The organism is Myceligenerans salitolerans (assembly GCF_017349295.1).
Lineage (GTDB): Bacteria > Actinomycetota > Actinomycetes > Actinomycetales > Cellulomonadaceae > Myceligenerans > Myceligenerans salitolerans.
In genome coordinates this window covers 154,810-168,022 of record NZ_JAFMPK010000047.1, presented here as the reverse complement: position 1 = coordinate 168,022, position 13,213 = coordinate 154,810, and the positions used below count along the sequence as shown (strand labels likewise).

Sequence of the window (13,213 nt, the reverse complement as noted above, 5' to 3'; positions counted from 1 at the left end):
CGAGCGGGTGGCGGCCCCGTCAGGGGCTGATCGCCAGGAGGGTGCGGTCCACCGCCTCGAGGTAGTGAGGGCCGGTGCCCGGCCGGAACACCGTGCGTTCGCCGCGCACCAGGCGACGCCGACCCTCGGCGTCGACCAGCACCGTGCCGTCCGCGTCGACCGCTATCAGGTCACCCCCCGCGCGCAGCAGCACCGGCTCGCCGGGGCCCGGGAAGCGGGCGATCGACGTACGGCCCGCGGCCACGGCCTCGAGGATCGCCTCGGGGGTGCGTTCCTCGGCCGCGACCCAGGTGGTCGGCGTGCCCGGCGGGAAGCCGGCCTCGGGCGTGTGGAAGTCCGACCCGCCCAGCAGCACGGGGACGTCCCGGCCCCGGGACCACTCCCTCAGGAACGCCCACGGGGCACTGGCCGCGAGATTGAGGAACCACGAGATGTGCCAGACCTCCACCGCGGTACGCGCGCGGGCGTCGTCGGACAGCTCGTGCAGCCAGGCGCAGTCCTCCTGGACGGGGTGGTTGACCGACAGCAGTCCGCCGCGCGCGGAGGCCTGCCGCGACCACTGCTCGGCCGGGGCGCGGAAGTCGATCCAGCCGACGTCCCCGAACGCGTTCGCGTGGCCGGCGTCCGTGGTGATCTCCTGGCCCGGCAGCAGGCACGTGTCGTAGCGGGCCGCGACCTCGGGCAGGTGGGCATGGTGGGAGACCGTGTTGTGGTCGGTGACGGCGAGGAAGTCCATGCCCCGGGTCGCCGCCGCTGCCGTGAGCTCGTGCAGCGAGAGGCTGCCGTCCGAATGCGTGGAATGGGCGTGGAGGTCCCCGGCGTACCAGGTCAGCCCCGCGGGCGCGGGAAGACCACGCTCGGAGGCGCGCGGGTTCGTGGGTGCCGGAGGCGCCGCGGGCTCGGGTGCGACGTCCGCGGCCTCGTCGTCCACGAGGACCGTGACGGTGACGGGGATCGGGTCGGCCGTCACCGAGTGCAGGCCCAGGACCACGGCCCAGCCCCCGTCGGGCAGGGCACCCGGCTCGTAGCCGGGGGTGGCACGGGTGGGCCGGATCACGAACCCGTCACGCGCGGTGCCCGACCAGCCCCGCCAACGCTGCGGATCACGGCAGCCGACCTCGATCGAGGCCGCGTGCCGGTCGTACGACACGCGGACCTCGATCGCGTGGGCACCGGACACGTCGAAGGGCACTTCGAGATACCGGTGCGCGATCTGTTCCTCGATCCCCAGTAGCAGGCGTTCTACCTGGTGAGTCACGAGGATCGAGCCTAGCGGGAACCGGCGTCACCTGCTTGCGTTCCGGCAGGTGCGTGACTGCTCTCCTGGGCGGCCGCACGGGCCTCCTGCGCCGCGGCCAGTTCACCCTCGAGCCGGGCGGCGGCGACGGCCTGGGCGGACCGCTCGGCCTCCGCCGCGGCCCTGGCCGAGTCCGCGGCGGCACGCGCCTCGCGCTCGGCGGCGAGTTCCTCGCGGGCGGCGTGCAGGTCCCGGCCCGCACGGTCACGGGCGGCCTCCAGCGCTTCCCGGGCCGCGCGAGCCTCGTCGCGGGCGGACCTGGCGTCGTCCCGCGCCGCCTGGGCGTCCTCCCGGGACACGGCCGCGGCCGCGCGAGCCTGGTCGAGGTTCTCCCGGAGCGCGTCGAGCGTGGCCTGGGCCTGGCCGTGAGCGGCCTGCGCGGCGGCGCGCTCCCGGTCCGCGGCGGCCTGCGCACGCTCGGCGTCGTGCCGTGCCTTCTCCAGGCCGGTCACGGTCGTCTGCGCCAGGGCCAGCTCCTCACGCACCTCACCGAGGGCGCGCCGGGCGGCCGCCGACTCGCCCTCCGCGCGGGCGCGGGCGGACTGGGCGTCCGCGCGTTCCCGGTCCGCGGCGCTCCGGGCCTCCTCTGCCTGGTCCAGCTGCTCGCGGAGACGGTCGGCCAGGGCACGCGCCTCGGCCAGCTCCCCTGTCAGGGCGTCGACGGTGCGTGCGAGCTCGTCGGCCTCGTGGCCGGCGCGCTCCAGCGAGTCGCGGCTACGAGCCAGTTCGGTCTCGTGCTGGGCGCGGGCCGTGCGCACGGCCTCCTGCCACAGCGTCGCGATCCCGCGCTGGGCGATCCGCTCGACCGCACCCGGCAGGGCGGCGGCCGCGGACTCCTCGGCCCGCCGTGCGGCCTGTTCCTCCCGCCACTCGCGCAGGAAGCGGGTGGCCGCCGCACTCGAGCAGCCCGCTCGCTCCCGCACGGTGGTGACGGTGGGGGAGACGCCCTCGGCGGTCAGCGCCTCGATGGCCTCGACGACGCGGTCCTTGTCGCGCACGCGGTTTCCTCTCGGATCAGGGCCGCCGCGGAGGATCAGGACGATCCCAGTTTTCGGCGGCCGGTAGTAGTACTAGAAGTATGGCAATACTACCAATACTTCTGCTCTCACAAACACGACACCCGCTTTCATAGAGCGGGTGTCGAATGAGCCAGAAGGGGCTTTATCGCAGGCTTCTGCGGCTGTTGAGCGCAGCGTCCAGCCCGCTCATGAGCACATGATGAGCATCGGATGCGCGCGGGAGCAGGTGACGCCGCTACCGCGCATGCTCCAAGAGGCCGGCGAGCGGGGCGGGCACGACACCCCGCCGGGCCGCGGCCTCGGCCAGGAGACCCGCGTACGCCAGGTTGCGCTCCGAGACGCTGCGCACGAAGCGGTACAGCTGCGCCGCCACGGGCCGGCCACGCCAGGCGGGCTGCCGCTGGAACACGTGGAAGGCCCGCAGGTCACCGGACGCCTCGAACACCTCCAGCACGCCGGAGACCCCGACGGCGCGGATCAGCTCCTCCTCGAGATCGTCCACGCAGACGAAGAACCCGAGATCCGCGAGTCCGCTGCGGGGAGAGGCCGGCCCGGCCTCGGTCAGGGCGCGCCGGAACACGCCCTCCTCGCGCCGGTCGCAGAGGCCGCCGAGCCGGGGACGCGGCACCCCGGACACAGCGGCGCAGGACATGGACGCCAGCACCCGGCGCACGGCGTGCGCGCCGCCGATCGGCGCGACCAGCACCCCTTCTGCCGCCAGGTCCCGGCCGGCGGCCGCGGCGAACGTCTCCAGAGCGATACGGTCGGTGATGCCCTCGACGAGCAGCACGGTCGCCGCGCCGGGTATCAGGGCGAGGGCCTCGTCGGCGGCGCGCGCGGAGGCCCCGAACCCGCCGACGACGCCGCCGGGCAGCGCGCTCGTCCTCCGCGCGGCAGGATCCCCGGTGGTGACCATGCACACGATCGTCGCCGCCGCACGGGCGACCGACAAGATGAAATCGGGGGAGGATCGGGCGGTGACCCGCACCGCCGCCCGAGAGCTCGTCGTCCTCGGCACCTCCAGCCAGGTGCCCACCCGCACCCGCAACCACAACGGCTACGTCCTGTACTGGGACGACCAGGCCATCCTCTTCGACCCCGGCGACGGCACCCAGCGGCAGATGACCCGCGCGGGCGTCGCGGCGTCGGACCTGACCCGGATCGCGCTGACCCACCTGCACGGCGACCACAGCCTGGGGCTGGCCGGCGTCGTGCAGCGGATCAGCCTCGACGGCGTGGCGCACACCGTCCCGATCACCTTTCCCGCCTCCGGGGAGCCGTGGGTGCGCAACCTGTGCGACGCGACCGCGTTCCACCACCGCGAACGCGTCGCCCTGCAGCCGTTGACCGCGAACTCGTCGGAACGCGTGCCGGCGAGCGGCCGCACGGACGGCGCGCCGGGCCGCGATGGGGCGGCCGGTGACGGCGCGGATCGCGGGGTCGCGGGCGGGGATGCCGTTGCCGGGTCCGTCGTCGTGCCGCGAGTGCCGGGGGAGCGGCCCTCCCGTGCGGCGGTGACGCTGACCGCCCGGCGGCTTGACCATGGGATCGAGGCGTTCGGGTATCGCCTTCAGGAGGCCGACTCGACGTCGTTCGACCCCGAGCTGCTGGCGGCGCGCGGCATCGCGGGCCCCGACGTGGGATGCCTGCAGCGGGACGGCTCGCTGACGCTGCCCGATGGCGTCGTCGTGCGGCGTGAGGAGGTGACGGTTCCGCGCCCCGGCCAGTCGTTCGCGTTCGTCATGGACACGCGGCTGTGCGACGCGGTCGGCGAGCTGGCCGACGGCGTCGACCTGCTGGTCATCGAGTCGACCTACCTGGAGCGCGACGCCGCCCTCGCGGCCGAGCACGGGCATCTCACGGCGCTGCAGGCGGCGCGCGTGGCGGCGGAGGCGGGCGTGCGGCACCTGGTCCTCACGCACTTCTCCCAGCGGTACGAGTCCGCCGACGGCTCGGGCCCCCTGGAGTTCGAACGTGAGGCCCGCGCGGTGTTCGACGGCGACCTGACGGTGGCGAACGACCTGGACCAGATCCCCGTCCCGCGCAGACCGTAACGGAGGCCTCGTGTCAACGGTGGAGGCGTCCGCCCGGCGTTCGTGACCCCTGCCGGAATGTGCATGGGTCCAAGCGCCCCGGCCCTCTCGCGCGACCGCCGCACCCGGTCGGCACCCACGACCGGGTGCGCCTTGTGACCGACGACCACGGTCGTGTCGTCGGGCCGCGGGCCGCAGGTCAGGACGGCACGGCCCGCAACACGCTCCGGTCACCGGCCGGAGTGCCCGGCCCGGCGGCCGCGAAGCCCGCCGACATGACCTCGCCCACCGTGTCCAGGTCGTCCTCGAACAGGCCCGCGTAGGTGGACAGGGTGAGCATCGGGGACTCGTGGCCCAGCAGCCGCTGCACCGCCTTGACGCTCGCGCCGCCCGCGATCGCCAGGGACGCGGCCGTGTGCCGCAGGTCATGCAGGGTGAGGGTGTCGAAGTCCTTGGCACCGGGCGCGAGCGTGGTGCGGGCGAGTGCTGCGAGCAGCCGGGTGCGGCTCACCTTCTGCCCCCGGGTCAGCCCGTCGCGATGCGTCCGGTCGAGCTCCGCCAGCACCGCCCACGTCTCCGGCCCGCAGGTGCCGGTGGGCTCCAAGCCGTGCCGGGACTGGAGCCGGAGGACGCGCCCCGCCAGGACGTCGTCGTACACGATGCGGCCCGCGGTGCGGAGGCGAGCAGGGGCGCTGGACGCCACCACGGCGGATGTCGTCGCGACACCGGGGAGGACGCGGCCTGCTGTGCCGTCGGTCGGCACCGCGTCGGTCGGCACGGCGTCGGACATTGCGGCGTCGGACATTGCGGCGTCGATGATCTCCGAGACGATCGACACCGCCGTGCCGGCAGCGCGCACCGCCGGGCGGAAGGCGGAGCGGTCGAAGCTCTCGCGGCGCAGGGGGGCACCGGTGGCGCCGGGGAAGAGGAGGTCGCCCGGGGCGCGGCCCGCCATGAGCGCGGCGACGTCGTCGGCCACGGCGGCGGGCAGCGGCACCTCGCGGCGGGCGTGCGTCTTGGTGTCGCCGAGCAGGAGCGATCCGTCGTCGAGGCGGGTGTATGCCTTGGTGACCGCGAGGCGGCCGCGCAGGGGGTCGACGTCGGACACGGTCAGAGCGCTGACCTCGCCCCAGCGCAGGCCCGTCAGGGCGGTCAGCAGGATCAGGGTGCGCGCCGGCGTGCCGGGGGCCCCGGCGGCGTCGGCGACGCGGCGCAGCTGCTCGTGGCCGAGGTAGCGGTGCGGCTTGGTCTTCGGCGCGCGGGGGAGCGCGGTGACCTTGCCCGACGCCGACCGGGCAGGGTTGGCGGGCAGCCTCCGGGCATCGACGGCGGCGTCCAGGAGCGCGACGAGCAGGCGCATCGCATCGCGGCGGCGCGCCGGCGAGGCGGCCTCGCCGGTGGTGGGGGAGGTCATCGTGGCCGACCAGCGGGTCACGTCCTCGTGGGTGACCTGCCGCAGCGGCACGTCGCCGAAGCGCGGCGCGACCAGCGAGCGGAACCGTTCCCGTTCGGCCTCCAGGGTGCGGGGCGCGCGGTCGGCGCGGCCGGCCTGCCACGTGTCGAACCAGGCGGCCACGGTGATGCGGGACGCGGCCGGGTCCACCCACTCGCCGCGCTTCCCGGCCTCCTCCAGGCGCCGCGCGGTGGCGAGCGCCTCGCGCCTGGAGGACATCTGGCGCGTGCTGCGCAGGCGCCCGTCCACGCGGTACCGGCCCACGTGCACGGTGCGACCGGCGCGGTTCGTCCGGGTCTCGGTGTAGGCCATGCGGGAAGACTAATCGGGCAGGGCCGACAGCTCGGGCGATGACGCGCCGGACGTGCGCCCGGCAGGGTGTCTCGGACGCGCGTGCTACCTCTCGCTGACGCTCCGCACCGCGCCGGCCACGGCCTCCGCGACGCGGTGGTCGAACACGCCCGGGATGATGAACGCGCTGTTCAGCTCGTCCTCGCCGACGACGCCCGCGATCGCGACCGCCGCGACGCGCAGCATCTCGGTGGTGATCTCCGACGCGCCGGTGTCGAGGAGCCCGCGGAACAGGCCGGGGAAGGCGAGCACGTTGTTGATCTGGTTGGGATAGTCGCTGCGGCCGGTCGCCACGACGGCCGCGGTCTCGCTCGCGGCCGTGGGGTCGACCTCGGGGGTGGGGTTGGCCAGGGCCAGCACGACGGCGTCCTCGGCCATGGTGGCGACGTCAGCGCCGGTGAGGATGTTGCCGGCCGAGACCCCGATGAAGACGTCGGCGCCTCGCAGCCCTTCGGCGAGCGTGCCGGTGAAGTCCTCCGCGTTCGTGTTCTGCGCGATCCAGTCGCGGTGCGGGTCGCCGCTGGGACTGCCCGCGCGCAGCGCGCCGGAGCGTCCGAACGCGACCACGTGCTGGGCGCCCTGCGCCTTGAGGAGACGGATGATGGCGTTCCCCGCCGCACCGACGCCCGAGACGACCACGCGCACCTCGGGCAGCTTCTTGTCCACCACCTTCAGCGCGTTGATCAGCGCGGCGAGCACCACGATGGCGGTGCCGTGCTGGTCGTCGTGGAAGACGGGGATGTCCAGCTCGGCGCGCAGTCGTGCCTCGATCTCGAAGCAGCGCGGTGCGGCGATGTCCTCGAGGTTCACCCCGCCGTACACGGGCGCGAGGGCCTTGACGGTGCGGATGATCTCCTCGGTGTCCGTGGTGTCGAGGCACACGGGCCAGGCGTCGACACCGCCGAACTCCTTGAACAGCGCGGCCTTGCCCTCCATGACGGGCAACGCGGCGGCGGGCCCGATGTCCCCGAGCCCGAGCACGGCCGTGCCGTCGGTGACGACGGCGACCGTGTTGCGCTTGATCGTCAGGTGGCGGGCGTCCTCGGGACGCCGAGCGATCGCCTCGCACACCCGGGCGACCCCGGGCGTGTAGGCGCGGGACAGGTCCCGGCGGGTCCTGATGGGCGTCTTCGTGGAGATCTCGATCTTCCCGCCCAGGTGCATGAGGAACGTGGAGTCGCTGACCTTGAGCACGCGCACGCCCGGCAGCGCGTCGAGGGTCGCGACGATGCGGTCCGAGTGGTCGCCGTCGACGGCGTCGCACGTCACGTCCACGACGAGACCCTCGTTCGTGGAGTGGGCGATGTCGACGCCGGTCACGGCGGCTCCCGCATCGGCGACGGCGCCGACCACGGTACTGGTGGCGCGTTGCGAGGCGGGAACCTCCACGCGCAGGGTGATCGTGTAGCTGGGGCTGGGCAGAGCCAAGGGTCTTTCCTCCTGTGGTCCCCGGGTGCGCGTGACCGCCGGCCGGCACCGGGACGGCGCGGTCGAATCGGTACGAACGGGGCCCGTCGTGCGATGAAGCGAACAGAGAGGCAGATCCGTGGCGTGGGTCGCGGGTGTGCGGACGGCTCACGGAGAGAGGCTTGTGGGTCAAGGATGACATTCACGCGGCCGAAGCGCGAAACACCCGCCGCGATCCACGCGAGCGCGGGTAGATTGACCGCCATGCGCGTCCTCGTCTCCGGCGGAGCCGGCTACATCGGCTCCCACACCGTCCTGTCCCTGCTCGAGGCGGGGCACGACGTCGTCGTCGTCGACGACTTCTCGAACAGCAAGCCCACGGTGCAGGGGCGCCTGGAGGCGCTCAGCGGCAAGCACGTCCCGTTCCACGCCTTCGACCTGACGAACACCGAGAAGACCGAGCAGCTGTTCACGCACGAGCAGATCGACGCCGTCGTGCACTTCGCCGGGTTCAAGGCGGTGGGCGAGTCGGTCTCCGAGCCGCTGCGCTACTACCAGAACAACCTCGACGCCACGTTCTCGCTGCTGCGTGCCATGGAGCGCACCGGGGTCACCAAGTTCGTCTTCTCCTCCTCGGCGACCGTGTACGGCGAGCACGCCCCGGTTCCCTACCAGGAGGAGTACGAGCACCTGTCGGCCTCCTCCCCGTACGGGCAGACGAAGGTCGTGATCGAACGGGTCCTGGCCGATGTCGCCGCGGTGCACGAGGGCTGGCGGATCGCCCTGCTGCGGTACTTCAATCCCGTGGGGGCCCACCCCTCCGGGCGGATCGGCGAGGACCCGCAGGGCATCCCGAACAACCTCATGCCGTTCATCGCGCAGGTGGCCGTGGGCCGTCGCGAGCGCCTCACGGTGTTCGGTGACGACTACCCGACCGCGGACGGGACGTGCGAGCGGGACTACATCCACGTGATGGACCTGGCCGAGGGGCACGTGGCGGCGCTGGAGCACCTGGAGGAGCTCGCGGAGCCGGTGCGGGCGTTCAATCTCGGTACCGGCCGGGGCACGTCGGTGCTGGAGATGGTGCACGCGTTCGAGCGGGCGGCGGGCAGGGAGCTGCCGTACGAGGTGGGGCCACGGCGGCCGGGCGACCTGGCCGCGTTCTGGGCGGACCCCGCGCGAGCGAACACGGAGCTGGGCTGGCGTGCGACGCGCACGATCGACGAGATCTGCGCGGACACGTGGCGGTGGCAGTCCGCGAACCCGCGGGGCTACCCGGACGCGTGAGCGGCGGACGTCAGTTCTGCTGCTCCTGCGCCTCCTCGAAGGCGCGGACGACGTTCCAGGGGATCTTCTCCTCCGGGGCGATGACGTAGCCGTTGGCCGCCGCCCAGGCGCGGATCGCCTTGGGCCCCGCCCCGCCGCCGGCGGCGGGGCGACGGCTGCTGCCGGTGTTGTCCACGACCTTGGGGAAGTCGAGCGGGGTGGCTTCCACGATCGGTTCCAGAACCACGGACCACGGCACGCCGAGCAACGACGCGAGCCGGAACAGTTCCTGGCGTTCCTCCTGGGCGTACCGGTCCTCCTCGATCGCCTGGGCGATCAGCGTGTTGACGAAGTCCCGGTGCGCGGCGGCGAGGTCGTCGACGCGCAGGACGGTGGCGACCTCCTCGAGCAGGCGTAGCGCGGGCGGGTCCGTGAACCCGGTCAGGCCGGACTGGCCGGTACGGGCGCCGGGCTCGGGTTCGGGGAGCCGGCCCCGCGCGACCTCCTCGGCGAGCAGGGTGAGGTAGGCGTGTTCGTGTCCCAGGGTGCCTGCCGCGCCGTCGGCGAGCTGGCGTGCGTTGAGGTGCCGGGGTGCGGGTGCCAGGCCGTAGGGCCGGGGCGCGGGACGGACCCAGGGCCGGGGACGGGGCGCGGCGGCACGTGTGGGGTGCGCGGGCCACGGGTAGACCCAGGCGCGCAGCGTGACGCCGGTCAGCTCGTGAGCGGGTGGCACGCCGGCGACGCCGCCGAGGAATCGCACGAGCAGCTCGGCGGTGGCGCGTGCCTCGCCGGACGCCTGGCCGTCGGGCCCGGTGACGCCGGCGGCGGTGCAGCAGTCGGCGAGCCGGCGGCGGAGCAGCCGCGGCAGGTAGGTGAAGCTGGCTTCGAGGGTCGTGGCCTGCGCGATGGTGGGCACGTCCCATCCGGCGCGGGTCAGGACGCGGCGGAGCATCTCCACGCCGAGGCGTCCGTTGTGCGTGACGACGGCCATCTGGGAGAGCAGTTCGCGCACCTGGGCGCCCTGGTCGGCGAACGTGCCCTCGTCGAGGGTGGTGGCCCACTCGTCGACCAGTCCGCCCTGCTCGTCGAGGCGGACGACCGCCAGGTCGCGGACGGTGTCACGGTCCAGGTCGATTCCGCTGGTGGCCATGCCGAGGACGGCGTACGCGGGCGTGCCGGTGTCCGACCTGGCAAGTGTCATCGTCCCGTCAGCTCCCTCGCAGCCTCACCCTGGATCCGGCGGTGTGGCGCGGGGCCACCCAAGGCGTGGCGCCGACCGCGGTTCCACCGTCGGCCATAGAGTGCCACCAGGCCAAATGCTCCGAAAGTCGAATCGTCGCCGAGAGTCCTTCCACGCTGCGAGGAGTCGTCGGACCGGCCGGATCGCTCTCCCTGGTAGCGCTCTGGCCTGGGCGAATGCACAATGGACAGCGGATTATCACAAGTTGGACAAGGAATTGCGGTCCGGCCGTGTCGCCGGTGAACGACAGAGAGCGAGATCAGGCATGGCGAAGCTGACGGTCATCGACTGGCGCGCGCTGGCCGCGCTCGGTCTCGGGATTCCGTACGCGGCTCTCTGGCTCGCGGAGGCCCGGGCGACCGGGACCGGCCTGACGGAGAGCGTCCCGCACTGGGTGGACTGGTGGTCCGACGCCGTCCAGGGAGTGATGCGCAGCGGGGAACTGACGTTCCCGATCTGGTTCGTCGCCCTGGTGCTGCTGCTCGGCGGTGCGGGCCTGGCCATGGAGCCCGTGATCCGCGAGCCGGGCGAGCGGCGTTACCCGGTGGTCAACCTCGTCGTGGCGCTCGGCCTGTTCGCGGCATTCGCGTTCGCGGCCTGGACCGTGGGTACCGACTACTACGCCGCGTGAGCCGGCCCCCGGCGGCGGTGCGCCGGGGGCCGGTCCGCCGGGACGGTGACGCGCCACGGCGTATCCGTGCCCGCCTCGTTCGGCCGTCGCCTCACAGCGCGCCGAGGGCGGACTTGACCGCCTCCCCGAACAGCACGCTTCCCGCGACGACCATCGCGAGAAGCGCGATCCCCGAGGCCAGCAGCGGAATCCAGCCGCTGATCTCCCGTGGTGCGGTGTAGCGGTCGTCTCCCGGCCCGTGGCCGGAGCCGAAACCGGGGTCGGAGAAGTCCCCTCTGCCGATCGTGATGTTGGTCATGGCTCACGTCCCCTCGCCGTCATCGTGACTGCCGTCGATGACTCCATGCGCGGCGTTTCCCTGCCGAACGCCTCTCTTCCATGGACGCACGAGATCCGGCTGCCGTTGCCGGGGAGCCGATTACGGTCCCATCACGATGCGGGGAGCGAATCGGGCAAGGGACTGTTACCCGGGGCAATCCGGTGGTGGGGAGCATCCAAGGGCTCTCGATGCGTCTGCGTGACGGCCGTGGGCGTGGGTCGTTGTCCCCTCGATCGAGGGCCGGGAACCCTGCGGACAAATCACCGAAACAAGGGCAGGTTACGTTGGGGCGTGCCCCAAGCGGGACGAACTGTCTCGCAAAGGGCAGAACCGACGACAACCAGGGAGTAGATCCATGCGTACCCGCGGAAAGCTCGACGTCGCGGCCGGTCTCGCCGCCGGTCTCGCCACAAGCCTGACCCTGACCGCCTGCGGCACGACCGATTCGTCCGGCGGAGGCGACGGCCGGCTCAGCGGGGTGAGCATCACCGTTGGATCCAAGGACTTCACGGAGAACATCCTGCTCGGCGAACTGCTGGTCCAAACGCTCGAGGCCGAGGGAGCGGACGTGACCACGCAGACGAACCTGGGTGGCACCTCGGTCGCCCGTGACGCCCTCCTGGCCGAGGAGATCGACGTGTACCCCGAGTACAACGGCACAGGCTGGACCGTCCACCTCGGCCATGAGGACCCGAGCAGCGACCCGGAAGAGCTCTTCCAGGTCACGTCCCAGGAAGATCTCGAACAGAACGACATCAAGTGGGTCGGGACCTCCCCGTTCAACGACACCTACGGCTTTGCGGCCAACGGCGACCTCGCGGCGGCCGAGGGCGGGTTCGACTTCCAGGGCATGGCTGACTACCTGGAGGCCAACCCGGACGCGACCGTCTGCATGGAGACCGAGTTTCCCGATCGTCCCGACGGGCTGATCCTCTTCGAGGACGCCACGGGCTACGAGGTGCCGCAGGAGCAGATCCAGATCCTCGACACAGGCCTGATCTATACCGAGACGGCCGCGGCGAACTGCGACTTCGGTGAGATCTTCACGACCGACGGCCGTATCGAGGCGCTCAACATCGAGCTCGTCGAAGATCCGGGCGTGATGATCATCTACAACGCGTCCTACACGTTCGACAACGCGGTGTACGGGGAGCACGCGGATGTCTACGACGAGCTCGTCGAAGCCATCTTCGCTCCGCTCGACAACGCCACGATGGCCGAGCTGAACGCGAAGGTCGACGTCGAGGGGGAGAGCGCGGACGACGTCGCCGCCGAGTACCTGGAAGAACAGGGCCTCGTCTGAGCCCAGGATGCTCGCACTCACAGGAGCCGTGATCGAGCGGCCGTCGCGCCAGACGGCGGGTCCGCCCGATCACGGCTCTCCTGTGAACAGCCCGTTCGTGCCACCGGTGGATCTCCCGGGCGACGGCGGCTAGAGACCGCGCGGGTGCAAGAATCGCTCGGCCAAGGCGCCGAACCAGTCAAAGGTGAGCGCGACGAGCGCGACCGTGATGGCACCGACGAGCAGCACCGCGTCCTGGTTGAGCTTCAGTCCCGAGCTGATCGTGATCCCGAGACCGCCGCCGCCGATCAGGAACGCAAGCGTGGCCATGCCGATGTTGAGGACCATCGCGGTACGGATGCCCGCCACGATCACGGGAACCGCGAGCGGAAGCTCGATCCGCAGCAGGGTCTGCATGCGGGTCATACCCATCCCGCGGCCGGCCTCGAGCATGCTGCGGTCGACACCGTCGAGGCCCACCATCGTGTTCCGCAGTACGGGGAGGATCGCGTAGACCACCAGGGCCACGACCACGGTGCGGCCGCCTTGCCCCATCGCTGCGAGGAAGATGATCAGCAGACCGTACGCCGGCAGCGCCTGTCCCGAGTTCGCGACAGCCAGGACTGCCGGCGCGATCCTGCGCGGGCCGCCGCGGGTCAGCAGGACCCCTAGCGGCACTGCGACAAGAATCACCAGCAGAGTGGACCAGGCCGCGATCGTCAGGTGCTGGATCAGCTGCGGCTTCAGCTTGGTTTCCCAGTCGAGCGCGGAAGATACCTGAATCTGCGCGATGGTCCCGACGCCGAGGCTGTTGTAGTAGTACCAGAGCACGAGCCCCAGCCCGGCGATGAAGGCGGGCGCCAGGACCAGCGAATATCGGTGCCAGAGCTGGGCTCCGGTCGGCATCGCGACGGT

The 13,213-nt window shown here is 72.3% G+C and carries 12 protein-coding genes; 4 read left to right on the top strand and 8 right to left on the bottom strand.

Going from position 1 to position 13,213, the window contains the following annotated elements:
* Positions 1–19: 19 nt before the first annotated feature.
* The 3 genes from J0911_RS20515 to J0911_RS14295 all read right to left on the bottom strand — a co-directional run bounded on the left by J0911_RS20515 (position 20) and on the right by J0911_RS14295 (position 3,232).
* A complete protein-coding gene (locus J0911_RS20515) occupies positions 20–1,258 on the bottom strand; it encodes a CehA/McbA family metallohydrolase (protein ID WP_207276128.1) in 1,239 nt (412 codons plus the stop codon).
* Positions 1,259–1,269: 11 nt separating this feature from the next.
* Positions 1,270–2,295, bottom strand: a complete 1,026-nt coding sequence (locus J0911_RS14300) for a DNA-binding protein (protein WP_207276127.1) — start codon at positions 2,293–2,295, stop codon at positions 1,270–1,272.
* A gap of 256 nt (positions 2,296–2,551) precedes the next feature.
* Entirely contained in the window at positions 2,552–3,232 is a 681-nt protein-coding gene (locus J0911_RS14295; protein ID WP_207276126.1) for a TOPRIM nucleotidyl transferase/hydrolase domain-containing protein, read from the bottom strand.
* A 37-nt stretch (positions 3,233–3,269) separates the two neighbouring features.
* Between J0911_RS14295 and J0911_RS14290 the strand changes: the two genes are divergently transcribed.
* A complete protein-coding gene (locus J0911_RS14290) occupies positions 3,270–4,370 on the top strand; it encodes a ribonuclease Z (protein ID WP_207276827.1) in 1,101 nt (366 codons plus the stop codon).
* A 178-nt stretch (positions 4,371–4,548) separates the two neighbouring features.
* On the opposite strand, the gene J0911_RS20510 is transcribed toward J0911_RS14290, so the two are convergent.
* Both J0911_RS20510 and J0911_RS14280 read right to left on the bottom strand, forming a co-directional pair.
* A complete protein-coding gene (locus J0911_RS20510) occupies positions 4,549–6,114 on the bottom strand; it encodes a tyrosine-type recombinase/integrase (protein WP_242636750.1) in 1,566 nt (521 codons plus the stop codon).
* Between the two features lie 84 nt (positions 6,115–6,198).
* A complete protein-coding gene (locus J0911_RS14280) occupies positions 6,199–7,581 on the bottom strand; it encodes an NAD-dependent malic enzyme (protein ID WP_207276125.1) in 1,383 nt (460 codons plus the stop codon).
* A 243-nt stretch (positions 7,582–7,824) separates the two neighbouring features.
* Between J0911_RS14280 and galE the strand changes: the two genes are divergently transcribed.
* Positions 7,825–8,847, top strand: coding sequence for a UDP-glucose 4-epimerase GalE (gene galE / locus J0911_RS14275; protein ID WP_207276124.1), 1,023 nt, complete (start codon positions 7,825–7,827; stop codon positions 8,845–8,847).
* Positions 8,848–8,857: 10 nt separating this feature from the next.
* Here the strand turns inward: galE and J0911_RS14270 are convergent, their stop codons facing one another.
* Entirely contained in the window at positions 8,858–10,027 is a 1,170-nt protein-coding gene (locus tag J0911_RS14270; RefSeq protein ID WP_207276123.1) for an Lsr2 family protein, read from the bottom strand.
* 304 nt (positions 10,028–10,331) lie between these two features.
* Between J0911_RS14270 and J0911_RS14265 the strand changes: the two genes are divergently transcribed.
* Positions 10,332–10,697 (top strand): hypothetical protein, encoded by a 366-nt coding sequence (locus J0911_RS14265; RefSeq protein ID WP_207276122.1) that lies wholly within the window; start codon positions 10,332–10,334, stop codon positions 10,695–10,697.
* 91 nt (positions 10,698–10,788) lie between these two features.
* Here the strand turns inward: J0911_RS14265 and J0911_RS14260 are convergent, their stop codons facing one another.
* Positions 10,789–10,995, bottom strand: coding sequence for a hypothetical protein (locus J0911_RS14260; protein ID WP_207276121.1), 207 nt, complete (start codon positions 10,993–10,995; stop codon positions 10,789–10,791).
* A 376-nt stretch (positions 10,996–11,371) separates the two neighbouring features.
* Between J0911_RS14260 and J0911_RS14255 the strand changes: the two genes are divergently transcribed.
* Entirely contained in the window at positions 11,372–12,319 is a 948-nt protein-coding gene (locus J0911_RS14255) for a glycine betaine ABC transporter substrate-binding protein (RefSeq protein WP_207276120.1), read from the top strand.
* Positions 12,320–12,448: 129 nt separating this feature from the next.
* On the opposite strand, the gene J0911_RS14250 is transcribed toward J0911_RS14255, so the two are convergent.
* Positions 12,449–13,204 carry an ABC transporter permease gene (locus J0911_RS14250; RefSeq protein WP_207276119.1) on the bottom strand — a complete coding sequence of 252 codons (756 nt, stop codon included), beginning with the start codon at positions 13,202–13,204 and terminating at the stop codon, positions 12,449–12,451.
* Between the last annotated feature and the right edge of the window lie 9 nt (positions 13,205–13,213).